Source organism: Nonomuraea sp. NPDC004186, assembly GCF_053603495.1.
Window position 1 is genome coordinate 1 of the sequence record NZ_JBSGFQ010000084.1, and the last position, 21,957, is coordinate 21,957.

General features: G+C 71.4%; 22 protein-coding genes. 19 read left to right on the forward strand and 3 right to left on the reverse strand.

From position 1 onward, the window contains the following. The 6 genes from ACWEPL_RS45845 to ACWEPL_RS45870 all read left to right on the forward strand — a co-directional run. Positions 1-984, forward strand: a 984-nt coding sequence (locus ACWEPL_RS45845) for an FAD/NAD(P)-dependent oxidoreductase (protein ID WP_452439930.1), incomplete at its 5' end; no start/stop codon positions are given. Positions 985-1,006: 22 nt separating this feature from the next. After that, positions 1,007-1,900, forward strand: coding sequence for a dihydrodipicolinate synthase family protein (locus ACWEPL_RS45850; protein WP_452439931.1), 894 nt, complete (start codon positions 1,007-1,009; stop codon positions 1,898-1,900). After that, a complete protein-coding gene (locus tag ACWEPL_RS45855; protein ID WP_350740016.1) occupies positions 1,897-2,898 on the forward strand; it encodes a proline racemase family protein in 1,002 nt (333 codons plus the stop codon). The genes ACWEPL_RS45850 and ACWEPL_RS45855 overlap by 4 nt, the downstream gene beginning before the upstream one ends. Next, positions 2,895-3,908 (forward strand): proline racemase family protein, encoded by a 1,014-nt coding sequence (locus ACWEPL_RS45860; protein ID WP_452439932.1) that lies wholly within the window; start codon positions 2,895-2,897, stop codon positions 3,906-3,908. Before ACWEPL_RS45855 ends, ACWEPL_RS45860 begins: the two co-directional genes overlap by 4 nt. Next, positions 3,905-4,897, forward strand: coding sequence for an ornithine cyclodeaminase family protein (locus ACWEPL_RS45865; RefSeq protein WP_363970028.1), 993 nt, complete (start codon positions 3,905-3,907; stop codon positions 4,895-4,897). Before ACWEPL_RS45860 ends, ACWEPL_RS45865 begins: the two co-directional genes overlap by 4 nt. 48 nt (positions 4,898-4,945) lie before the next feature. Further along, positions 4,946-5,614 (forward strand): GntR family transcriptional regulator, encoded by a 669-nt coding sequence (locus ACWEPL_RS45870; protein ID WP_350740024.1) that lies wholly within the window; start codon positions 4,946-4,948, stop codon positions 5,612-5,614. A 321-nt stretch (positions 5,615-5,935) separates the two neighbouring features. Here ACWEPL_RS45870 and ACWEPL_RS45875 read toward each other — a convergent pair whose 3' ends face one another. Beyond that, on the reverse strand, positions 5,936-6,850 hold the full coding sequence (locus tag ACWEPL_RS45875) for an EamA family transporter (RefSeq protein WP_363970026.1): 915 nt from the start codon (positions 6,848-6,850) through the stop codon (positions 5,936-5,938). 103 nt (positions 6,851-6,953) lie between these two features. Here ACWEPL_RS45875 and ACWEPL_RS45880 point away from each other — a divergent pair, with 103 nt between their 5' ends. Continuing rightward, complete coding sequence (locus tag ACWEPL_RS45880; RefSeq protein WP_452439933.1) at positions 6,954-8,147, forward strand: MFS transporter; 1,194 nt, start codon at positions 6,954-6,956, stop codon at positions 8,145-8,147. A 6-nt stretch (positions 8,148-8,153) separates the two neighbouring features. Here ACWEPL_RS45880 and ACWEPL_RS45885 read toward each other — a convergent pair whose 3' ends face one another. Together ACWEPL_RS45885 and ACWEPL_RS45890 are read right to left on the reverse strand one after the other, a co-directional pair. Beyond that, positions 8,154-8,951 (reverse strand): ABC transporter permease, encoded by a 798-nt coding sequence (locus ACWEPL_RS45885; protein WP_363970022.1) that lies wholly within the window; start codon positions 8,949-8,951, stop codon positions 8,154-8,156. Then, the gene (locus tag ACWEPL_RS45890; RefSeq protein ID WP_355200642.1) at positions 8,948-9,856 is read right to left on the reverse strand and encodes an ABC transporter ATP-binding protein; all 909 of its coding nucleotides are present in this window, start codon (positions 9,854-9,856) and stop codon (positions 8,948-8,950) included. The genes ACWEPL_RS45885 and ACWEPL_RS45890 overlap by 4 nt, the downstream gene beginning before the upstream one ends. A gap of 146 nt (positions 9,857-10,002) precedes the next feature. Here ACWEPL_RS45890 and ACWEPL_RS45895 point away from each other — a divergent pair, with 146 nt between their 5' ends. The 12 genes from ACWEPL_RS45895 to ACWEPL_RS45950 all read left to right on the forward strand — a co-directional run bounded on the left by ACWEPL_RS45895 (position 10,003) and on the right by ACWEPL_RS45950 (position 21,932). Continuing rightward, positions 10,003-10,779, forward strand: a complete 777-nt coding sequence (locus ACWEPL_RS45895) for a VOC family protein (protein WP_363970019.1) — start codon at positions 10,003-10,005, stop codon at positions 10,777-10,779. A gap of 93 nt (positions 10,780-10,872) precedes the next feature. After that, positions 10,873-12,099, forward strand: coding sequence for a multidrug effflux MFS transporter (locus tag ACWEPL_RS45900; protein ID WP_363970017.1), 1,227 nt, complete (start codon positions 10,873-10,875; stop codon positions 12,097-12,099). Positions 12,100-12,194: 95 nt separating this feature from the next. After that, positions 12,195-12,893, forward strand: coding sequence for a helix-turn-helix transcriptional regulator (locus tag ACWEPL_RS45905; RefSeq protein WP_185079281.1), 699 nt, complete (start codon positions 12,195-12,197; stop codon positions 12,891-12,893). After that, positions 12,890-14,302: a Fe-S cluster assembly protein SufB gene (sufB, locus tag ACWEPL_RS45910; RefSeq protein ID WP_350740043.1), complete on the forward strand. Its 1,413-nt coding sequence runs from the start codon at positions 12,890-12,892 to the stop codon at positions 14,300-14,302. Before ACWEPL_RS45905 ends, sufB begins: the two co-directional genes overlap by 4 nt. After that, entirely contained in the window at positions 14,302-15,423 is a 1,122-nt protein-coding gene (gene sufD / locus ACWEPL_RS45915) for a Fe-S cluster assembly protein SufD (RefSeq protein WP_452439934.1), read from the forward strand. The genes sufB and sufD overlap by 1 nt, the downstream gene beginning before the upstream one ends. Further along, on the forward strand, positions 15,420-15,740 hold the full coding sequence (locus ACWEPL_RS45920) for a non-heme iron oxygenase ferredoxin subunit (RefSeq protein WP_350740049.1): 321 nt from the start codon (positions 15,420-15,422) through the stop codon (positions 15,738-15,740). Before sufD ends, ACWEPL_RS45920 begins: the two co-directional genes overlap by 4 nt. Before the next feature lie 5 nt (positions 15,741-15,745). Next, positions 15,746-16,492, forward strand: coding sequence for a Fe-S cluster assembly ATPase SufC (gene sufC, locus ACWEPL_RS45925; protein WP_363970012.1), 747 nt, complete (start codon positions 15,746-15,748; stop codon positions 16,490-16,492). Beyond that, positions 16,489-17,745 (forward strand): cysteine desulfurase, encoded by a 1,257-nt coding sequence (locus ACWEPL_RS45930; RefSeq protein WP_363970010.1) that lies wholly within the window; start codon positions 16,489-16,491, stop codon positions 17,743-17,745. Before sufC ends, ACWEPL_RS45930 begins: the two co-directional genes overlap by 4 nt. Before the next feature lie 2 nt (positions 17,746-17,747). Beyond that, positions 17,748-18,185: a Fe-S cluster assembly sulfur transfer protein SufU gene (sufU, locus tag ACWEPL_RS45935; RefSeq protein ID WP_363970008.1), complete on the forward strand. Its 438-nt coding sequence runs from the start codon at positions 17,748-17,750 to the stop codon at positions 18,183-18,185. After that, entirely contained in the window at positions 18,182-18,541 is a 360-nt protein-coding gene (locus ACWEPL_RS45940) for a metal-sulfur cluster assembly factor (RefSeq protein WP_350740061.1), read from the forward strand. Before sufU ends, ACWEPL_RS45940 begins: the two co-directional genes overlap by 4 nt. 308 nt (positions 18,542-18,849) lie before the next feature. Beyond that, the gene (locus ACWEPL_RS45945; RefSeq protein ID WP_452439935.1) at positions 18,850-20,757 is read left to right on the forward strand and encodes a DEAD/DEAH box helicase; all 1,908 of its coding nucleotides are present in this window, start codon (positions 18,850-18,852) and stop codon (positions 20,755-20,757) included. Between the two features lie 119 nt (positions 20,758-20,876). Beyond that, complete coding sequence (locus tag ACWEPL_RS45950; RefSeq protein WP_452439937.1) at positions 20,877-21,932, forward strand: LacI family DNA-binding transcriptional regulator; 1,056 nt, start codon at positions 20,877-20,879, stop codon at positions 21,930-21,932. Positions 21,933-21,957 lie beyond the last annotated feature (25 nt).

Here is a 21,957-nt window from a genome sequence, read left to right on the forward strand (position 1 = left end):
GTCCTGACCGCCGGCGGCGCGCAGGCGCTGCTCAAGGGCAACGGCGTCGTGGCGGGCAGGCGGATCGTCGTCTCCGGCACCGGCCCGTTCCTGCTGCCCGTGGCCACCGGGCTGGCCGCGGCGGGGGCGCGGGTGCTCGGGGTGCTGGAGGCGAACGGCGGGCTCGGGCTGGCCAGGCATCCGCTGCTGGCCCTGGGCAAGGCCGGGGAGGCCGCCGGGTACGCCGCGAGCCTGGCCAGGCACCGCGTGCCGTACCGGACGCGCCAGGCGGTGGTCGCGGCGCACGGGGAGCGCGAGGTGGAGGCCGTCACCGTGGCCCGCCTCGACCAGGAGTGGAACGTTCTCTCCACCCGCGTCGTCGCGTGCGACACGGTGGCCGTCGGGTACGGGTTCGTGCCGCAGATCGAACTGGCCACCCAGCTCGGCTGCGCCACCCGGAACGACGTGGACGGCAGCCCCGTGCTCGACGTGGACGCCGCCCAGCGCACCTCCGTCCCCGGGGTCTGGGCCGCCGGGGAGCCCACGGGCGTGGGCGGCTGGCTCCTGTCCGAGACGGAGGGCCGCATCGCCGGCCGCGCCGTGGTGGCCGACGCGCGCTCGTCGGTGGCCGATTCGGGGCTGTTGCTGCGGCGCCGGGAGCGCGGGCGGGCCTTCGGGGAGGCGCTGCAGCGGGCGTACCCCGTCAAACCCGGCTGGCGGGGCTGGCTGCGCGACGACACGCTGGTGTGCCGCTGCGAGGAGGTGCCGCTGGCCCGCGTACGCGAGGCGCAGGACCTCGGCGCCACCGACGCGCGCTCGATCAAGCTGCTGGCCAGGCCCGGCATGGGCTGGTGCCAGGGCCGCATCTGCGGCTACGCCGTCTCCTGCCTGGCCGGGGAGCCGCAGCGGCCGCCCCGCCGCCCCATCGCCCAGCCCGTCACCCTCGGCGCCCTCGCCGAGCTTCCCGACGATTCCGATTTTCCCGACGTTCCCCCCACCCACTGACCCTGACATGGAGGACTTTCCGATGGACAACCGCACCAAAGCCTGGCACGGCATCATGGTGGCCACCGCGCTGCCCCTGCGCGACGACCTCTCCGTCGACTACGACGGCTACGCCGACCACTGCCGCTGGCTGGTCGAGAACGACTGCGACGGCGTGGCGGTCAACGGTTCGCTGGGCGAGTACCAGACGCTCACCGCGGAGGAGCGGGCCAAGGTGGTCGAGACCGCCGTCCAGGCCGTGGGCGGGCGCCGGGTGATGGCCGGAGTGGGCGCGTACGGCGCCGCGGAGTCGCGCCGGTGGGCCGAGCAGGCGGCCGAGGCCGGCTGCGGTTCGCTGCTCCTGCTGCCGCCCAACTCCTACCGCGCCGACGAACGGGCCGTCATCGAGCACTACCGCGAGGTCGCCAAGGTGGGCCTGCCCGTCGTGGCCTACAACAACCCGTACGACACCAAGGTGGACCTGACTCCCGCGCTGCTGGCCAAGCTGCACGAGGAGGGGCTGATCGTGGCGATCAAGGAGTTCAGCGGCGACGTGCGGCGCGCGTACGAGCTGGCCGAGCTGGCCCCCGAGCTGGACCTGCTGATCGGCTCCGACGACGTGCTGCTCGAGCTCGCCGTGGCCGGGGCCGTCGGCTGGATCGCCGGCTACCCCAACGCGCTGCCCGTCTCCAACGCCGCGCTCTACCGCGCCGCCGTCGCCGGCGACCTGGAGACCGCGCTGCCTCTTTACAGGACCCTGCACCCCCTGCTGCGCTGGGACTCCAAGACGGAGTTCGTCCAGGCCATCAAGCTGTCCATGGACCTCGCGGGCCGCCACGGCGGGCCGTGCAGGCAGCCCAGGCAGCCGCTGACGGACGGGCAGGCCGCTATCGTGCGAGCGGCGACCGAGAAGGCACTGGCAGAAGGGCTGCGATGAGGACAAAACGCGTTTTCCACGCCGTCGACTCCCACACCGAGGGCATGCCCACCCGCGTCATCACCGGCGGGATAGGCGTGATCCCGGGCGCGAGCATGGCCGAGCGGCGCGTCTACTTCCGTGACAACCTCGACCACATCCGCACCCTGCTGATGACCGAGCCGCGCGGCCACTCCGCCATGAGCGGCGCCATCCTGCAGCCGCCCACCAGGCCGGACGCGGACTACGGCGTGCTGTTCATCGAGGTGTCGGGGCTGCTGCCGATGTGCGGGCACGGCACCATCGGCGTGGCCACCGTGCTCGTCGAGACGGGCATGGTCGAGGTCGTGGAGCCGGTCACCACCGTGCGCCTGGAGGTGCCCGCCGGGCTCGTCGAGGTGGACGTGGCCGTCGAGGACGGCCAGGCCATGGCGGTGACGCTGCGCAACGTGCCCTCCTACAGCGACCGGCTGGACGCCGTCGTGAAGGTGCCCGGGTTCGGGGAGATCCCGTACGACCTCGCGTACGGCGGCAACTTCTACGCCGTCGTCGACCTCGACTCCTACGGCCTGCCCTTCGACCGCAGGGCCAAGAACGAGATCATCGCCGCCGGCCTGGCCACCATGGAGGCGATCAACGCGGCCGACGAGCCCGTCCACCGCGAGGACGACCGCATCCGCGGCTGTCACCACGTCTACTTCGCCGCCCCCGGCTCGGACGCCCACCACTCGCGGCACGCGATGGCCATCCACCCGGGCTGGTTCGACCGCTCGCCGTGCGGCACCGGCACCAGCGCGCGGATGGCGCAGTTGCACGCCAGAGGGGAGCTGCCGCTCGGCCGGGACTTCGTGAACGAGTCGTTCATCGGGACCCGGTTCATCGGGCGGCTGCTGGAGGAGACCACCGTGGGCGGCGAGCCGGCCGTCGTGCCCTCGATCACCGGCCGCGCCTGGGTCACCGGCACCGCCCAATACTTCCTGGACCCGCGCGACCCGTTCCCCGCCGGGTTCGAGCTGTGAGCGAGCGTGACGATCGCGGTTCCGGCCTGGCCGGGACCACGATCACGACGACCGACTACCACACGAGCGGGGAGCCGTTCCGGATCGTGACCGGCGGCGTGCCCGAGGTCCCCGGGGCGGACGTGCTCTCGCGCCGCTCCACCGCCGCCGCCGACCCCCGCTTCGACGACGTGCGGCGGCTGCTGTGCCAGGAGCCGCGCGGCCACGCCGACATGTACGGCTGCTTCCTCGTCCCGCCGGACGACCCGGGGGCCGCGTTCGGGGCGCTGTTCTGGCACAAGGACGGGTTCTCCACCGCCTGCGGCCACGGCACCATCGCGCTCGGCGCCTACGCCGTGCACGAGGGGCTGGTGGCCGCCGACCCCGACGGGGAGACCGACGTGGTCGTCGACGTGCCATCGGGGCGCGTCACGGCGCGGGTGCGCTGCTCCGGGGGCAAGGTGACCGGGGTGACGTTCGTCAGCGTGCCGTCGTTCGTGGTGGCACGGGACGTGGCCGCCGCCAGGACCAAGGTCGACGTCTCGTACGGCGGCGCGATCTACGCGTCGCTGCCCGCCGCGGCGGTGGGCCTGTCCGTGGAGCCCGCGAACCTGACGGCGCTCATCGGCCACGCCCGCCGCATCAAGGCCGACCTGGCGGACCATCCGGCCGCCCGGCACCCGTCCGACGACCGGCTGTCCGGCGTCTACGGCGTGATCTTCTACGACGAGCTGCCGGACCGGGACGGGGCCGCGCACCAGCGGAACGTGACGGTGTTCGCCGACGGGGAGGTGGACCGCTCGCCCTGCGGGTCGGGCACGGCGGCGCGGATGGCGCTGCTGCACGACTCGGGGCTGCGCGCGCCCCTGATCCATGACAGCGTCGTCGGGAGCACCTTCCTGGCGCGCGTGGCCGAGGTACGCGACGAGGGGGTCGTCCCGGAGATCGAAGGCATGGCCTACCGGACCGGGCGGCACGTCTTCGAGCTCGATTCCGACGATCCGATGGGTGTGGGGTTCACGCTGCGATGACCGGACTGCCATATCTCGACGCCGCCACGGTGGAGCGGCTGGTGCCGATGGGGCGCGCCGTACGGATCCTGGAGGACGCCCTGCGCGCCGGCCTCGACCCCGAGGCCACGCCGCAGCGGCCGATCGTGGACCTGCCGGCCGGGCAGCTCCTGCTCATGCCCGCCGCGGCCGGACGGTACGCGGGGGTGAAGGCCGTCACCATCGCGCCCGGCAACCCCGATCGCGAGCTGCCCCGGATCCAGGGGACGTACCTGCTGTTCGACGGCGACACCCTGACCCCGCTCGCGGCCCTGGACGGGATCGCGCTCACCTCCCTGCGCACTCCCGCCGTCTCGGCGCTCGCCGTCAGCCACCTGGCGGACGGGGACGCCCGGCGGTTGGTGGTGTTCGGGAGCGGCCCGCAGGCGTGGGGGCACGTGCTCGCGCTGCGGGAGGTGCGGCCCATCGAGGACGTGACCGTGGTCGGGCGCGACCAGGACCGCGCGGAGGCGCTCGCCGGCCGCTGCCGCGCGGTCGGCCTGACCGCCCGCGCCCTGCGGCGGTCCGACGCGGCGGAGGCACTGGCCGGGGCCGACGTCGTCGCGTGCTGCACGACAGCGAGAGAACCGCTGTTCCCGGGTAAGCTCGCCCGCGACGGCGGCACCGTCGTCGCGGTCGGGTCGCACGAGCCCGGCGCCCGCGAGCTCGACGGCGACCTCATCGCCCGCGCCACCGTGGTCGTCGAGGCCAGGGCGGCCGCCCTGGAGGAGGCGGGCGATCTGCTCATCCCGATCCGCGAGGGCACGATCACCGCTGGTCATCTCGCGGGCAACCTCGCCGACCTCGTCGCGGGTCGGGTGGTCGCCGGCACGGGGCCGCGCGTGTTCAAGAGCACGGGCATGGCCTGGGAGGACCTCGTGGTCGCGGCCGCCGCGTACGAGGCGTGGAAGTCTCATGAGAAATCTGCGAAGCGGCCTGCCGCTGCGGCATCGCCCGAGGTGCCACAGTAGGGCGGCAGGCTGATGAGCAGATTTCTTGTGAGCAAGAAAGGAGATTGGATGGCTGCCGAGGACCGGCTCGACCTGCCGATGGTGGGGGAGCGGCAGAGCCTGCGCGAGCAGGTCGCGCACGCGCTGCGTGCCGCGCTGATCACCGGCGAGATGCGGCCGGGAGTGGTCTACTCCGCGCCGGTGCTGGCCGCCCAGTTCGGCGTGTCGGCCACGCCGGTGCGCGAGGCCATGCTCGACCTCGCCAAGGAGGGCCTGGTCGAGGCGGTGCGCAACAAGGGCTTCCGGGTGACCGAGCTGTCCGACCGCGACCTCGACGAGCTCACCGAGATCCGCCAGCTGATCGAGGTGCCCACCGTCGCCCGGCTGGCCGGCGGCGCGCGGGAGGCGGAGCTCGAGCGGCTCAGGCCCGTCGCCGAGGAGATCGTCTCGGCCGCCGAACGCGGTGACCTGCTCGCGTACGTGGACGCCGACCTGCGCTTCCACGTCGAGCTGCTGACCCTGGCGGGCAACGCCCACCTGGTCGAGGTGGTGCGCGACCTGCGCAACAGGGCCAGGCTCTACGGCCTGTCCCAGCTGCGGGAGCGCGACGTGCTGGGCGAGTCGGCCAGGGAGCACCTGGCGCTGCTCGACGCCCTCAAGAGCGGCGACCGCCAGGCCGTCGAACACCTCATGAAGGAGCACATCGGCCACGTGCGGGGGATCTGGGCCGAGCACTGAGGAGCCGCCCACGGGTGGACTCGTCCGTTTTTCGCCCACTAAGTTCTGACATTCGGGGATCGCGCGGACCGGGATGGCGGTACTCTCATCTCGGGTCGAAAGAGCGACGCCCCAAGCGTCCGCCGGCGGCCCCGTCGTCCAGGTCCCAAGCGGACCGGCCACCACCGATTCCGGTGGGTGGCGCATGCCTGGTCACGCGGACACCCGCACTCCGCTGACCTTCCATGGGCTCGGCCTACCCCGCCCACCAAAGCCGAGCCCTCCGCCGCGCGCCCGAGACCCCATCCCACGGGCGCGCGGCGGCCCGCCACAGCTCCCGCGTCAGACCTTGCGCCGCCGGGTCGATCCCAGACTGGCGGCCACGATGCAGACGATCGCCCCCCACTGCTGCGCGTGCAGGACCTCGTTCAGCAGCATCACGCCGATCAGCGCCGCCACGGCCGGCTCCAGGCTCATGAGGATGCCGAACACGTGCTTGGGCATCCGCCGCAGCGCCTGGAGTTCGAGCGAGTACGGGATCACCGACGACAGCAGCCCCACGCCGAGCCCGATCAGCAGCAACTCCGGCTGCAACAGCTCCGCCCCGCCCGTCGCGATGCCGACGGGGGCGACCACCAGGGCCGACACGATCATCGCGAACGACAGCCCGCTCGTCCCGGGAAATCGCTGCCCGGCCGCCGCCGACAGCAGGATGTACCCGGCCCAGCCGACGGCCGCCAGCATCGCGAACCCGATGCCGAGCCAGCTCACCGACGCCGACTGCCCCCATGGCGCCAGCAGCACCACACCCGCGCCCGCCAGGCCGATCCACAGCAGGTCGATCCTGCGCCGCGAGGCCGCCACGGCCACCCCCAGCGGCCCCAGGAACTCGATGGCCACCGCGATCCCCATCGGCAGCCGCGACAAAGCCTCGTAGAACGTCAGGTTCATGAGGGCGAGCGTCACCCCGAACCCGATCCCCACCGCCCAGTCGCGCCAGGACAGGCCCTTCAGCCGGGGCCGGACGAGCGCCCCCATGATCAGCGCCCCGGCCGTGATCCGGAGGAACACCACCGCGCTCGGCGGCAGCGCCGCGAACAGCTCCTTCGCGAACCCGGCGCCCAGCTGCACCGAGACGATGGCCAGCAGCACGAGCCCGGACGGCGGGATCGAGTCGGCGGCCGTGCGCAGCAGGTTTCCCGGCCTGGGCAGGCCGGAACCGCGATCGAAGGGATCGTCGAGGGCGAACGCGGTCACAGGACTCCTCACGGGCTTCAGGGGATGACGGTCAGAGCGTACTCGTGGCCTGCGACATGACCCGACATAGGGTGTTCTGGATGGCTCTTGGATCATTGATCGTATGAAGTCCCCCACGAGTCTCGCCCGGCCGCCGCTGGCCCTGTCCGCGGCCTCGTTCGTCAGCAGCTTCGACCGCTTCGCCGTGAGCCCCATGCTCGTGCTGATCGCGGTGGACCTGAAGGTCCCGCTGTCCGCCGCCGTCGCGGCCGCCAGCGGCTACTACCTCGCCTACGGGCTCACCCAGCCGCTGTGGGGGCTGCTGTCCGACCGGTTCGGCCGGGTGCGGGTGATGCGCGGGACGCTGTTCGGCGCGGCGCTGGCGGGGCTGGCCTCGGCGCTGATGCCGGTCCTGGGGGCGCTGGTGGTGGCCAGGATCGTGACGGGCGCCTGCTTCGGCGCGGTGATCCCGACCGGGCTGACGTACGTGGGCGACACCGTGGAGCCGTCGACCCGGCAACGCGCGTTGACCGATCTGATGGGCGCCGCCGCCCTCGGCACGGCCCTGGCCACCGGGCTGAGCGGGGTGCTCGCGGGCCTGGTGGACTGGCGGGTGGCGTTCACCGTGCCCGCCGTCTGCGCCCTGGCCTGCGCGCTCGCGCTGCGCTCGCTGCCGGAGCCGTCCCGCTCACTCCCGCACGGCCGGGGGTTCGGTGTCGGCCGGTACCTGGGCGCGGTGCTCGGGCACGGCTGGGCGCTGCTGGTGTTCGGGCTCGCGTTCGTCGAGGGCGCGATCATGCTCGGCGCCATGCCGTTCCTGGCCACCGCCCTGGAGCACGCGGGGTACGCCGCCGCCGTGGCCGGGCTCGCCATCACCGCGTACGGGCTGGGCCTGTGGTTGTTCACGAAGCTCGTCAGGCGGCTGTCGGGGCGCTGGCCCACTCCCGCGTTGATGACGGTGGGCGGGGCGCAGCTCTGCGCCGGGTTCGCGATCGTCGCCGTGCACGTGGACATGGCCACCGTGGCGGTCACGGCGCTGCTGCTCGGCGGCGGCTGGTCCTTCCTGCACTCCTCGCTGCAGACGTGGGCGACGTCAGTGGTGCCCGAGGCCAGGGGGACGACGATCGCCTTCTTCGCCTGCGCGCTCTTCGTGGGCAGCGCGGTCGCGTCGTGGGCGGCCGGCCCGCTGGCCGAGCACGGCCGCTACGCCCTGCTGTTCGGCCTGGCGGCCGCCGCCGCGATCCCGCTGACGGCCGCGGCCGCGCTCACCAGGCGTCGTTACGGCACCCTGCACGGCGAGCTGCCCCGGACCGGGTGAGCCGAGCTACTCCCAGCGGAACGTACGCGAGACCAGACCCAGCGACAGCACCGCCCACACGGCCAGCACGGCCAGCGGGCCGAGGGGCAGCGCGGCGCCCTGGGAGAGGACCGCGCGCAGGCCGCCGGTCAGGGCGGAGATGGGCAGCAGCTCCAGGACCTGGCGCATGCCCTCGGGGAACTTCGACAGCGGGAAGATCACCCCGCCGGCCCCCAGCAGCAGCAGGTAGACGAGGTTGGCGGCGGCCAGGGTGGCCTCCGCGCGCAGGGTGCCGGCCATGAGCAGCCCCAGCCCGCTGAAGGCCGCCGTGCCCAGCACGATGAGCAGCGCCGCGCTCAGGAACGACCCGTGCGGCCGCCACCCCAGCGCCAGGCCGACGCACACGATCACCACGGCCTGGATGACCTCCACGGCCACCACGGCGGACGTCTTGGCGAGCATGAGCCCGGCCCTGGACAGCGGGGTCGCGCCCAGCCGCTTCAGCACGCCGTAGCGGCGCTCGAAGCCGGTCGCGATGGCCTGGCCGGTGAAGGCCGTGGACATGACGGCCAGCGCCAGCACGCCGGGCGCCAGGAAGTCGATGCGCCTGCCGCCGCCGATGTCGATCAGCGGCGCCAGCGAGAACCCGGTCAGCAGCAGCACCGGGATGATCAGGGTGAGCAGCAGCTGCTCGCCGTTGCGCAGCATCGCCCGGATCTCCGCGCCCGCCTGGGCGAGGACCATGCGCGGGAACGGCGCCGCCCCGGGCGCGGGCGTGAAGTCCAGCGCGATCTGCCCGGCGGGCGCGCGCTCCGATCCGGTCATCGCAGCTCCCTGCCCGTCAGCTCCAGGAAGACGTCCTCCAGCGTGCGGCGCTCGATGCGCAGATCGTCGGCCGTGACGCCCTCGGCCGCGCACCAGGCGGTCACCGTGGCCAGCAGCTCGGGACCCACCTGACCCTCGATGATGTAGTGCCCGGCGGGCGACTCCTTGGCCGCGCTGCCCGTGGGGAGCGCGTTGAGCAGCTCCTCCAGCGCCAGCCCCGGCCGGGCCCGGAAGCGCAGCTGCCGCTCGGCGCCCGTCAGCGAGGCCGGGCTGCCCTCGGCCACCACCCGGCCCTTGTCGATGATCACCACCTGGTCCGCCAGCCGCTCGGCCTCGTCCATGTGGTGCGTGGTCAGCACCACCGACACGCCCGCCCCGCGCAGCTCGCCCACCAGCTCCCAGCAGGCGTGCCGGGCCTGCGGGTCGAGCCCGGCCGTCGGCTCGTCGAGGAAGACCAGCTCGGGCCGCCCGACGACGGCCGCGGCCAGCGACAGCCGCTGCTGCTGCCCGCCCGACAACCGCCGGTAGGGGGTGCGTACGTGATCGGCCAGCCCCAGCCGCGTCAGCAGGGCCCCCGCGTCGAGGGGACGGGCGTAGAAGCGCGAGACCAGGCGCAGCCATTCGGCGCAGCGCATGGCGGGCGGCACGCCGCCCGACTGCAGCATGACCCCCACCCGCGGCCGCAGCTCGGGCAGCGTGGGCGTCAGGCCGAGCACGCGGACGGTGCCCGCGTCGGCCCTGCGGAACCCCTCGCAGATCTCCACCGTGGACGTCTTGCCCGCGCCGTTGGGCCCGAGCACGGCGGTCACCGCGCCCCGCTCGGCGCGCAGCGTGAGGCCGTCCACGGCCGTGATGCCGCCGTAGCGTTTGACCAGGCCGATGATCTCGACGGCTGGGGACTCCATGGCCACGAGTTTAGGGACTGGGGCAGGCAGTTCGAGCCGCAGGTGGGGTTGGCCGGATTTGGACATGTCTTGACCCGGCCATTTCCCAGAAAGGCGCCAACAGAGGTGAAAGTCTGACGACGAGCTCCATGTAGCAGGAGGGCGCAATGGCGCAACGCAGTGGGTACGACCCGGGAGTCCCGTGCTGGGTGGACCTGTCCAGCACCGACGTCGAAGCTTCCGCCCGGTTTTACGGTGAGGTCTTCGGCTGGCAGTCCGACATGATCGACGACCCCGAGGCCGGTGGCTACGGGATGTTCCTTTACCAGGGCAGGCAGGTCGCGGGGCTGGGGCCGGTCATGGGCGCGGGGTCGCCCTCGTTCTGGAACATGTTCGTCGCCACCGACGACGCCGCCGCGCTCGCCGAGCGCGTCAGGAACGCCGGCGGCGCCGTCACCATGGAGCCGATGGCGGTCTTCGACGAAGGCGTCATGACGGTCTTCCAGGCCCCTGACGGCTCGTACGCGGCCGCCTGGCAGGCGGGCAACCACCACGGCGCGCAATTGGTCAACGAGCCCGTCTCGTTCTGCTGGAACGAGCTGGTCACGCGCGACCCGTCGGCCGCCGAGAGCTTCTACCCGGCCGTCTTCGGCTGGATGCCGCGGCTGCAGGAGATGGACGGGATCAAGTACACCGAGTGGCAGATGGGGGAGCGGGCCGTCGCGGGCATGGTCGAGATGTTCTCCGACTACCCGGCGGCGACGCCGTCGTTCTGGATGACGTACTTCGCGGTCGCCGACGTCGAAGCCACGACGGCCGCGGCCGAGGGAGCCGGCGCGAGCGTGCTGGTGCGGGGGATGGAGGCGCCGCCCGGCCGGTTCTCGATGCTCACCGATCCCCAGGGCGCGACGTTCTCCGTCATCCAGCTTCACGAAATCGCGTGAAATATCTGATGACCGGGAATTCGGAGGACCGGATCCTGGTTTGATCTCTCGGCCCTCGTGGGCCAAAGGCCTGCGAGGGAGAGGGGATCACGCATGTCCGTGGCGGCTGAAGCCACGTCCACGTCCACCATCGGGATCGAGCGGAGGGGGAGCAGCCGCGGGCTGCTGTTGGTGATCCTGGGCGCCTTGTCGGCGATCGGGCCCCTGTCCATCGACATGTACCTCCCGGCGCTGCCCGCCATCACCTCCGAGATGCTCAGCGCGCCGGCGCAGGTCCAGCTCACCCTCACCGCCTGCCTCATCGGCGTGTCCATCGGCCAGGTGATCGCCGGTCCGGTCAGCGACGTGCGCGGCCGCAGGACACCGCTGATCGTGGGCGTGGCCGGCTTCATGGTCGCCTCGCTGCTGTGCGCGTTCGCGCCGTCGGTGCCCATGCTCATCGCCTTCCGCCTGCTGCAGGGCGTGCTGGGCGGCGCGGCCCTGGTGATCGTGCGGGCGGTCGTCCGCGACCTGTACGACGGCGCCGCCATCGCCCGCATCTTCGCCACGCTCATGCTGGTCAGCGGCCTGGCGCCGATCCTGGCGCCCATCGCCGGCGCGCAGCTGCTGGAGTTCACCTCGTGGCGCGGCGTTTTCGTGGCGCTCAGCGTCGCCGGGATCGTGCTGCTGCTGGCCGTCCTGGGGGGCGTGCGCGAGACGCTGCCCGCGGCCGAGCGCGAGAGCGGCGGCCTCAAGCACACGGTCGGCACGTTCGGCAGGCTCCTGCGCGACCGGACGTTCATGGGCACCGCGCTGACCGCGAGCCTGGCGTTCGCGGCCATGTTCGGCTACATCTCCGGCTCGCCGTTCGTGCTCCAGGAGGTGTACGGCGCCACGCCGCAGCAGTACTCGCTCATCTTCGGGCTCAACGCCTTCGGCCTGACCGCCATGGCCCAGCTCGGCGGCCGGCTGTCGGGCCGGGTGCCGCCGGTGACCCTCGTGATCACCGGGCTCGCCGTCGCGCTGACCGGCGCCTCGCTGCTGCTGACCGCCGCGCTCACCGGGCTCGGCCTGTGGGGCATCGTGGGGGGGCTGTTCGTCATCATGCTCGGCCAGGGCCTGGTCATGCCGGCCACCGGCGCGCTGGCCCTGGCCAGCCAGCCCGCGCAGATCGCCGGCAGCGCCTCGGCCCTGCTCGGCGTGCTGCAGTTCGCGCTCGGCGCGGCCGCGGCCCCGCTGGTCGGTCTCGCGGGCGCCACCAGCGCCGTGCCGATGGCCTGCGTGATGCTGGGCCTCATCCTTTGCGCAAGCCTGACCTTCGCCTTCCTGCGGAAGAGTTAGGTAAGGCTACCCTGCGTGAGAAATTCCATTCCCGGGCTGCTCAGATCCGTTTGTGAACCGGGAAGGAATTACGGCACACTGATGTTGTGAAAAACATGCCAGGGATCGAGCCAGGAAGCGAGCGGAGCACGCGTGCCCGCGTCGCCCGGCTGATCCTTGAGCATGGTCCCGTCGCGGCCGCCGCGCTGGGCGAGCGGCTGGGGCTCACCCCCGCCGCCGTCCGCCGCCACCTGGACGCGCTGCTGGCTGACGGAATGATAGAGCCTCGCACGGTCGGGCCGCGCGGGCAGCGCGGGCGCGGACGCCCCGCCAAGCTGTTCGCGATCACCGACGCGGGGCGCAGTGCTTTCGAGCACGCCTATGACGACCTCGCCGGGAGCGCGCTGCGCTTCCTGGCCGAGCGCATGGGAGAGGAAGCGGTGGCCGACTTCGCCCGCCTGCAGGTCTCGAGCCTGCTCAAGCGGCTGGAGCCGGTCATGCGGACGGTGCCGGCGGACCAGCGCGTACAAGTGCTGGCGCAGGCGCTGTCGGCGGAGGGGTATGCCGCCTCGGCCAGCAAGGCCAAGTCGGGCGGCGACCAGCTCTGCCAGCACCACTGCCCGGTGGCCCACGCGGCTGCGGAGTTCCCGCAGCTCTGTGAGGCCGAGACAGAGGCGTTCGCGCAGCTGCTCGGCACCCCGGTGCAGCGCCTGGCCACGATCGCCCACGGCGACGGGGTCTGCACGACACATGTGAGCCCACAGTCGCTGGGTGAATCCGCACATAGAGACAAGAGCAAGGAGACCGGAAGGTGACTGTCACCGACCGCCCGGAGCTGGAAGGCCTCGGGAATTACAAGTTCGGCTGGGCCGACCCGGATGCCGCCGGGGCGGCGGCCAAGCGCGGCCTGTCCGAGGAGGTCGTCCGCAACATCTCCGCTCTGAAGAACGAGCCGGAGTGGATGCTCGACCTTCGCCTGAAGGGCCTCCGCCTGTTCGACCGCAAGCCGCTGCCCACCTGGGGCTCTGACCTCACCGGCATCGACTTCGACAACATCAAGTACTTCGTGCGCTCCACCGAGAAGCAGGCCGCTTCCTGGGACGAGCTGCCCGCCGACATCAAGAACACCTACGACAAGCTCGGCATCCCCGAGGCGGAGAAGCAGCGCCTCATCGCGGGTGTCGCCGCCCAGTACGAGTCCGAGGTCGTCTACCACAAGATCCGTGAGGACCTCGAGGAGAAGGGCGTCATCTTCCTCGACACCGACACGGGCCTGAAGGAGCACCCGGAGATCTTCCAGGAATACTTCGGCTCGGTCATCCCGGTGGGCGACAACAAGTTCGCGGCCCTCAACAGCGCCGTGTGGTCCGGTGGCTCGTTCATCTACGTGCCGCCGAACATCGAGGTCGAGATCCCGCTGCAGGCCTACTTCCGGATCAACACCGAGAACATGGGCCAGTTCGAGCGGACCCTGATCATCGTGGACGAGAACAGCTACGTCCATTACGTCGAGGGCTGCACCGCGCCGATCTACTCCTCCGACTCGCTGCACAGCGCGGTCGTCGAGATCATCGTGAAGAAGAACGCCCGCTGCCGTTACACGACCATCCAGAACTGGTCGAACAACGTCTACAACCTGGTCACCAAGCGCGCCGTGGCCTACGAGGGCGCGACCATGGAGTGGATCGACGGCAACATCGGCTCCAAGGTCACGATGAAGTACCCGGCCGTCTACCTGATGGGCGAGCACGCCAAGGGCGAGACGCTGAGCGTCGCGTTCGCGGGTGAGGGCCAGCACCAGGACGCCGGCTCCAAGATGGTGCACCTGGCGCCCAACACCAGTTCCAGCGTCATCTCCAAGTCGGTGGCGCGCGGCGGCGGCCGCACCTCCTACCGCGGTCTCGTGCAGATCGAGGAGGGCGCCCACGGCAGCGCCAGCACCGTCAAGTGCGACGCCCTGCTGGTCGACCAGATCAGCCGCTCCGACACCTACCCCTACGTCGACGTCCGCGAGGACGACGTCAAGATGGGCCACGAGGCCACGGTCTCCAAGGTCAGCGAGGACCAGCTGTTCTACCTCATGAGCCGCGGGCTCGACGAGGACGAGGCGATGGCGATGATCGTGCGCGGCTTCGTGGAGCCGATCGCGCGTGAGCTGCCCATGGAATACGCGCTCGAGCTCAACCGGCTGATCGAGCTGCAGATGGAAGGAGCCGTCGGCTGATGGGCCTGAACGAGAAGCCCTTGTCGACCTTGCACGAGAAGGCGTCCTACGAGCTGGGCGACTTCGAGGTCCCGACCGGGCGTGAGGAGGCGTGGCGCTTCACGCCGCTCTCCCGCCTCAAGGGCCTGCACAGCGGCAAGGCCGAGGCCGTCGGTCACGTCCGGGTGGACGTCGACGCGGCGCCCGAGGTCACCGTCGAGACGGTCGGCCGCGACGACGCCCGGGTCGGCAAGGCCTTCGTGCCCACCGACCGGGTCAGCGCCCAGGCGTGGAACAGCTTCGAGAAGGCCACCGTCATCACGGTGCCGCGCGAGGCCGTCACCTCCAAGCCGACCGTGCTCACGCTCACCGGCTCCGGTGACGGCGCCGCGTACGGCCACATCGTGGTCAAGGTGGAGCCGCTGGCCGAGGCCGTGGTCGTGCTCGACCACAAGGGCAGCGCGGTCTACGCCGACAACATCGAGTTCGTCGTCGGCGACGGGGCCTCGCTCAGGGTCGTCAGCCTGCAGGACTGGGACGACGACGCGGTCCACGTCTCCCACCACCACGCGCAGCTGGCCAAGGACGCGACGTTCCGCAGCTTCGCGGTGACGCTCGGCGGCGACCTCGTACGCCTGTCGCCCAACGTGGGCTACACCGCTCCCGGCGGCGACGCCGACATGTCGGGCGTCTACTTCGTGGACGCCGGGCAGCACCTGGAGCACCGCCTGCTGGTCGACCACTCGCAGCCCAACTGCAAGAGCAACGTCGACTACCGCGGCGCCCTGCAGGGCGAGGACGCGCACGCCGTCTGGATCGGCGACGTGATCATCAGGGTCGAGGCCGAGGGCACCGACACCTACGAGCTCAACCGCAACCTCATCCTGACCGACGGCGCCCGCGCCGACTCGGTGCCCAACCTGGAGATCCTCACCGGCGAGGTCGCCGGGGCGGGGCACGCCTCCGCCTCCGGCCGGCTCGACGACGAGCACATCTTCTACCTCCAGGCCCGCGGCATCCCCTACGACGAGGCCCGCCGCCTGGTCATCAGGGGCTTCCTCGGCCAGCTCGTCGAGAAGATCGAGGTCGAGGAGATCCGCGAGCGCGTGCTGAGCGCGCTGGAGGCGGAGCTCGCGAGATGAGTTCGTTCGAGAAGGTCTGCAAGCTCGACGACATCCCCGACGGGGGAGTCATCGGGGTGGAGGTCGACGAGACGCCGGTGGCGCTCGTGCGCAAGGGCGGCGAGGTGTTCGCCCTGCGCGACGTCTGCTCCCACGCCGAGGTGAAGCTCAGCGAGGGCGAGGTCTACGACGGCACCCTGGAGTGCTGGCTGCACGGCTCGTGCTTCGACGTGCGCTCCGGCAAGCCCACCGGCCCGCCCGCGACCCAGCCCGTGAACGTCTACACAGTCAAGATCGACGGCGATGACGTGCTCGTCTCGCTCTCGAAGGAGTCATAACAACAATGTCCACCCTTGAGATCCGCGACCTCCACGTCGCCGTCGAGGACAAAGAAATCCTGCGCGGCGTCAACCTGACCGTCAACTCCGGCGAGACCCACGCCATCATGGGCCCCAACGGCTCGGGCAAGTCGACGCTCGCCTACGCGATCGCCGGTCACCCGAAATACACGATCACCGGCGGCCAGGTGCTGCTCGACGGTGTGGACCTGCTGGAGCTGTCGGTCGACGAGCGGGCCCGCGCGGGCCTGTTCCTGGCCATGCAGTACCCGGTCGAGGTCCCCGGCGTGTCGGTCTCGAACTTCCTGCGCTCGGCCGTCACCGCGGTCCGCGGCGAGGCGCCGAAGCTGCGCGAGTTCGCCAAGGACCTCAAGAACGGCATGGACGCGCTGTCCATCGACGCCGCCTTCGCCCAGCGCAACCTCAACGAGGGCTTCTCCGGCGGTGAGAAGAAGCGCCACGAGATCCTCCAGCTCGAGCTGCTCAAGCCGAAGATCGCGGTGCTCGACGAGACCGACTCCGGCCTCGACGTCGACGCGCTGCGCGTGGTGTCGGAGGGCATCAACCGCTTCCGCGCCTCCGGCGAGACCGGCGTGCTGCTGATCACGCACTACACCCGCATCCTGCGCTACGTGAAGCCGGACTTCGTCCACGTCTTCGCGGGCGGCCGGATCGTTGAGGAGGGCGGCCCCGAGCTGGCCGAGAAGCTCGAGGCCGAGGGCTACGAGCAGTACACGAAGGCATCTGCATGACACAGCTCAGCTTTGACGTGGAGAAGATCAGGAAGGATTTCCCGGTCTTCTCCCGCGAGCTGCCCGACGGGCGCCCGCTCGTCTATCTCGACTCGGGCAACTCCTCACAGAAGCCCAACCAGGTCATCGAGACCATGCGTGACCACTTCGCGCTGCACTACAGCAACGTCGGACGGGCCATGCACGTGCTCGGCGCCGAATCGACCGACGCCTACGAGGGCGCCCGCGACAGAGTCGCCGCGTTCGTCGGGGCGCCGTCGCGCGACGAGGTGATCTTCACCAAGAACGCCTCCGAGGCGCTCAACCTCGTCGCGTACGCCTTCGGCAACCCCATCAACACCGATCCGCGCTTCACGCTCGGGGCCGGCGACGAGATCGTCATCTCCGAGATGGAGCACCACTCCAACATCGTGCCGTGGCAGCTGCTCGCGCAGCGCACCGGCGCGACGCTGAAGTGGTTCGGCGTCACCGACGAGGGACGGCTCGACTACGACCCGTCCGTGATCACCGAACGGACGAAGATCGTCTCGATCGCCCACCAGTCCAACGTGCTCGGCACCGTCAACCCGGTCGCCGAGGTGGCCAGGCGGGCGCACGAGGTCGGCGCGCTGATCATGCTGGACGCGTCGCAGTCCGTGCCGCACCACCCGGTCAATGTCACCGAGCTGGGCGCCGACTTCGTGGCCTTCACCGGCCACAAGATGGTCGGCCCGTCGGGCATCGGCGTCCTGTGGGGCAAGGCCGAGCTGCTCGACGCCATGCCCCCGTTCCTGGGCGGCGGCGAGATGATCGAGGCGGTCTGGATGGACCACTCGACGTACGCGCCGGTGCCGCACAAGTTCGAGGCCGGCACGCCGCCGATCGTCGAGGCCATCGGGCTGGGCGCGGCCGTCGACTACCTCACCGAGGTCGGCATGGAGGCCATCGAGGCGCACGAGCGCACGCTGACGGCCTACGCGCTCGACGCCCTGCGCGAGGTGCCCACCCTGCGCCTCATCGGGCCCGACTCGCTGGAGCAGCGGGGCGGCACGGTGTCGTTCACGCTGGCGGGCATCCACCCGCACGACGTCGGCCAGATCCTCGACGACCAGTTCGGCGTCGCCGTACGCGTCGGTCACCACTGCGCGCGTCCCCTGCACCTACGCTTTGGAATACCGGCGACCACGCGGGCGTCGTTCTACCTGTACAACACCACGGGCGAGATCGACGCTCTGGTCCGCGGCCTCCATCACGTTCAGAAGGTGTTCGCATAGCCATGATCGGCGAGTCGATGTACCAGGAGCTGATCCTGGAGCACTACAAACACCCGCAGGGGCGGGGGCTGCGTGAGCCGTACGACGCCGAGGTTCACCACGTGAACCCCACGTGCGGCGACGAGATCACGCTCAGGGTGAAGGTGGGCGACGGCGGCAAGGTCCTGGACGTCTCCTACGACGGACAGGGCTGTTCGATCAGCCAGGCCGCCGCCTCGGTGCTGCACGAGCTCACCACCGGCTCGACGGTCGAGGAGACGCTCTCCGTGGTCGACGAGTTCACCAGGCTGATGCAGGGCAGGGGACAGGTCGAGGCGGACGAAGAGGTGCTCGGCGACGCGGTCGCGTTCGCGGGCGTGGCCAAGTTCCCGGCGCGTGTCAAATGCGCGCTGCTTTCGTGGATGGCCTACAAGGATGCGGTAGTGAGGAGTGCCCGATGAGTAAGCCGGTGGAGACTCCGACCGACTTCGACGGCGAGACCACCGTCGAAGAGGTCATGGAGGCGCTCAAGGACGTCGTGGACCCCGAGCTCGGCATCAACGTGGTCGACCTGGGCCTCATCTACGGGCTCAACCTCGACCCCGCCGACGGCGCGCGTCCCGTGGCCACCATCGACATGACGCTGACCAGCGCGGCCTGCCCGCTGACCGACGTCATCGAGGACCAGGCCCACTCGGCGCTCGACGGCATGGTGTCCGACGTCAAGATCAACTGGGTCTGGCTGCCGCCGTGGGGCCCGGACAAGATCACCGACGAAGGGCGCGATCAGCTCCGTATGCTAGGATTCAATGTCTGATCTTTTCTGTTGAAACGGCTGATGTTGACTCGTCAGCCGTTTCAGCGTGCCATAGAGGGTTGCGGAAGGTCCGGGCCCGTCCGGGGAATTTCAGATAGCATCCCGGCGTTGGTACCAAACGCACCTGACGTCTCATCGCGCGTCTGCATCGCCTGCGGCCGGTGCCCGGTGTGTTCCCCCCTTAAATGATTTGACCCGCCCGTACGGCGGGTGACCAGAACCCCTGTGCGGCGTGCGCCGCACGTCCCGGCTCGTCCTTTCGCAGAAGTGACGTGCCACTTCGACTGAAAGGCACGACTTTCGTGACCATGCTTGACGCTGTCATGCCCGCGTTCGACGAGACCGCCGGTGCGGCGGGCTCCGACTCGCCGGCCCCTTCCGGCCAGACGGCCTCGGCCTCTGGCAGAGACGCCGACCCGAGGCCGTCGGAGTTCGAGCTGCTCGGCCTGCCCAAGCCGCTCATCACCGGGCTGGCCAAGCAGGGCATCGACAGCCCGTTCCCCATCCAGAGCGCGACCATTCCCGACGTGCTCGCCGGCAACGACGTGCTCGGCCGCGGCCAGACCGGCTCCGGCAAGACGCTCGCGTTCGGTCTGCCCACCATGGCCCGCCTCGCGGGCGTGCGGCCGGCCCCCGGCCACCCCCGCGCGATGATCCTCGTGCCCACCCGTGAGCTCGCGCTCCAGGTGCACGACGCGCTGGAGCCGCTCGGCCGCGGCCTGGGCCTGCGCATGAAGGTCGTCGTGGGCGGCATGTCCATGGGCAAGCAGATCGAGGCGCTGCGGCGCGGCGTCGACATCGTCATCGCCACGCCCGGCCGGCTCGGCGACCTCATCCGGCAGGGTGAGTGCTCGCTCGCCGACGTCGAGGTCAGCGTCCTGGACGAGGCCGACCACATGTGCGACCTCGGCTTCTTCCCCGTCGTCACCGACCTGCTCGCGCAGACCCCGGCCGACGGGCAGCGGCTGCTGTTCTCCGCCACGCTCGACGGCGACGTCGACAAGCTGGTGCAGCGCTTCCTCAAGAACCCGATCACCCACTCCGTGGCCCCCGCGACCTCGCCGGTCGACACCATGGAGCACCACGTGATGCAGGTCACGCGCGACGAGAAGTTCGACGTCATCGCCGAGATCGCCAACCGTGAGGGCCGTACGATCATCTTCGTCCGCACCCAGCACGGCGTCGACCGGCTCTGCAAGCAGCTGGCCAGGGTCGGCGTCAAGTCGGGCGGCCTGCACGGCGGCAAGCGCCAGAACCAGCGCACCCGCATCCTCGCCGAGTTCCGCGAGGGCGCCATCAACGTGCTCGTCTGCACCGACGTCGCGGCGCGCGGCATCCACGTCGACAACATCAGCCTGGTGCTGCACGTGGACCCGCCCCAGGACCACAAGAGCTACCTGCACCGGGGCGGCCGCACCGCCCGCGCCGGTGAGAAGGGCACCGTGGTCACGCTGGTGCTGCCCAGCGAGCGCCGCTCCACCGACGCGCTCACCCGGCGGGCCGGCATCCACCCGTTCCGCCTGAAGGCCACGCCCGGTCACCCGCGGGTGGCCGAGGTGACCGGCGCCCGCATGCCGAGCGGCGAGGCCATCCCGGTCTGGGAGCCGGACGTGCGCAAGCCCCTGCGCCCCCGCCGTGAGGGCGGCGGCGGTCAGGGCGAGCGCCGCAACGGCCGCCGCCCCCGCCGCGACTTCGACGGCGACCGCCGCCCCCGGCGTCACGAGGACGGCGAGCGTTCGTTCGGGTCGGGCGAGGACCGTCGTCCGCGCCGTCACCAGGACGGCGAGCGGCCCTTCAACTCCGGCGAGGACCGTCGTTCCCGGCCGCACGCCGAGGGTGAGCGGCCGTTCGGGCGCTCGCAGGAGCCGCGCACCTTCGGGGACGACCGGCGCCGTGACAGCGGGCCGCGCGGCGGCTACCGCTCGGACGACCGGCCGTTCCGCCAGGACGACCGCGGCCAGCGCGGTGGCGGCGGCTACCGTTCGGACGACCGCGGCGGACGCTACGCCTCCGACCGCAGCCGCCCGTTCTCGGCCGACCGCGATCGTGGCCCCCGCTCCGACGAGCGCGGCCCGCGCGACGGCTACCGCTCCGGTGGTGGCCGTTCGGACGAGCGCGGCCCGCGCGACGGCTACCGCTCGGGCGGCGGCCGTTCGGACGAGCGCGGCAACGGCGGCGGCTACAGCCGCAACTCGGGCCGTCGCTTCGAGCGCTGACCCGCAGCTTCATCTCCCACCCGCCCGCCGGACCCCGCAAGGGGTGCGGCGGGCGGTGTCATTTGCCGTAGAGTCGCGCTTGGCGACATATATGAACCGGTAAATCCAAGGGGCGGCCGATGAAGCGACCCACGATCGACGACATCGCGCGCAGGGCCGGCGTCTCGAAAGGGGCCGTGTCGTTCGCGCTGAACGGCCGTCCCGGCGTCTCCAGCGAGACGCGCCGCCGCATCCAGGCCATCGCCGCCGAGCTGGGCTGGCAGCCCAACAGCCTGGCGCGGGCCCTGTTCGACGGCCGGCCGGACGTGCTGGGCCTGGTCGTGGACCGCCCGGCGCGCACGCTGGGGCTGGAGCCGTTCTTCATGCAGCTGATCTCCGGCATCGAGGCCACGCTGTCGGCCGCGTCCGTGGGGCTGCTGCTGCAGATGACCGAGGACCACGAGGCCGAGATCGCGATCTACCGCAAATGGTGGGCGCAGCATCGGGTCGCCGGGGTGTTCGTCGTGGACCTGCGGGTCGAGGACGCCAGGGTCGCCGTGCTGGAGGAGCTGCGGCTGCCCGCCGTGGTCATCGGCGGCCCCGGCGGGACCGGGCGGCTGCCCGCCGTGTGGATCGACGACGGCGGCGCGCTCGCCGCCGTGATAGAGCACCTGGCCGGGCTGGGGCACCGCAGGATCGCCAGGGTCGCCGGCCCCGAGGAGCTCATGCACACCGGCGTCAGGACCGCCGCCATGCGGGCCGCCGCCGCCCGGCTGGGCGTCGAGAGCGTCACCGTGTACGCCGACTACGGCGGCGAGAGCGGCGAGCGCGCCACGCTCGACCTCCTGCGCGGGCCGGACCGGCCCACCGCCATCGTGTACGACAACGACGTGATGGCGGTCGCGGGCACCGCCGCCGCCCGCGAGGCCGGGATCTCGGTGCCCGGCGAGCTGTCCGTCGTGGCCTGGGACGACTCCGCCCTGTGCCTGCTGGCCCGGCCGCACCTGACGGCGGTCAGCAGGGACATCGCCGCCTGCGGCGCCCACGCCGCCCGCGCCCTGCTCGATCTGGTGCGGGGCCGCGAGGTGACCGACGCGCGACAGGCCAACCCGCGCATGGTCAGCAGGGGCAGCACCGCGCCCGTACGTGAACCCGTTCAGTTAATGGTCGGAAACATTGAAACTAAACGGGTTTAGTGATGCGATTGCCATTCCCGCTGCT

What these genes read in the sequence shown, in the direction of transcription:
- ACWEPL_RS45905 (WP_185079281.1), top strand. Translation starts at nt 12,195, where the DNA reads ATGCCAGGGATCGAGCCAGGAAGCGAGCGGAGCACGCGTGCCCGCGTC.
- ACWEPL_RS45940 (WP_350740061.1), top strand. Translation starts at nt 18,182, where the DNA reads ATGAGTAAGCCGGTGGAGACTCCGACCGACTTCGACGGCGAGACCACC.
- ACWEPL_RS45855 (WP_350740016.1), top strand. Translation starts at nt 1,897, where the DNA reads ATGAGGACAAAACGCGTTTTCCACGCCGTCGACTCCCACACCGAGGGC.
- sufC (WP_363970012.1), top strand. Translation starts at nt 15,746, where the DNA reads ATGTCCACCCTTGAGATCCGCGACCTCCACGTCGCCGTCGAGGACAAA.
- ACWEPL_RS45865 (WP_363970028.1), top strand. Translation starts at nt 3,905, where the DNA reads ATGACCGGACTGCCATATCTCGACGCCGCCACGGTGGAGCGGCTGGTG.
- ACWEPL_RS45870 (WP_350740024.1), top strand. Translation starts at nt 4,946, where the DNA reads ATGGCTGCCGAGGACCGGCTCGACCTGCCGATGGTGGGGGAGCGGCAG.
- ACWEPL_RS45890 (WP_355200642.1), bottom strand. Translation starts at nt 9,856, where the DNA reads ATGGAGTCCCCAGCCGTCGAGATCATCGGCCTGGTCAAACGCTACGGC.
- sufU (WP_363970008.1), top strand. Translation starts at nt 17,748, where the DNA reads ATGATCGGCGAGTCGATGTACCAGGAGCTGATCCTGGAGCACTACAAA.
- ACWEPL_RS45920 (WP_350740049.1), top strand. Translation starts at nt 15,420, where the DNA reads ATGAGTTCGTTCGAGAAGGTCTGCAAGCTCGACGACATCCCCGACGGG.
- ACWEPL_RS45880 (WP_452439933.1), top strand. Translation starts at nt 6,954, where the DNA reads ATGAAGTCCCCCACGAGTCTCGCCCGGCCGCCGCTGGCCCTGTCCGCG.
- sufD (WP_452439934.1), top strand. Translation starts at nt 14,302, where the DNA reads ATGGGCCTGAACGAGAAGCCCTTGTCGACCTTGCACGAGAAGGCGTCC.
- ACWEPL_RS45885 (WP_363970022.1), bottom strand. Translation starts at nt 8,951, where the DNA reads ATGACCGGATCGGAGCGCGCGCCCGCCGGGCAGATCGCGCTGGACTTC.
- ACWEPL_RS45945 (WP_452439935.1), top strand. Translation starts at nt 18,850, where the DNA reads ATGCTTGACGCTGTCATGCCCGCGTTCGACGAGACCGCCGGTGCGGCG.
- ACWEPL_RS45895 (WP_363970019.1), top strand. Translation starts at nt 10,003, where the DNA reads ATGGCGCAACGCAGTGGGTACGACCCGGGAGTCCCGTGCTGGGTGGAC.
- ACWEPL_RS45950 (WP_452439937.1), top strand. Translation starts at nt 20,877, where the DNA reads ATGAAGCGACCCACGATCGACGACATCGCGCGCAGGGCCGGCGTCTCG.
- ACWEPL_RS45930 (WP_363970010.1), top strand. Translation starts at nt 16,489, where the DNA reads ATGACACAGCTCAGCTTTGACGTGGAGAAGATCAGGAAGGATTTCCCG.
- ACWEPL_RS45900 (WP_363970017.1), top strand. Translation starts at nt 10,873, where the DNA reads ATGTCCGTGGCGGCTGAAGCCACGTCCACGTCCACCATCGGGATCGAG.
- ACWEPL_RS45850 (WP_452439931.1), top strand. Translation starts at nt 1,007, where the DNA reads ATGGACAACCGCACCAAAGCCTGGCACGGCATCATGGTGGCCACCGCG.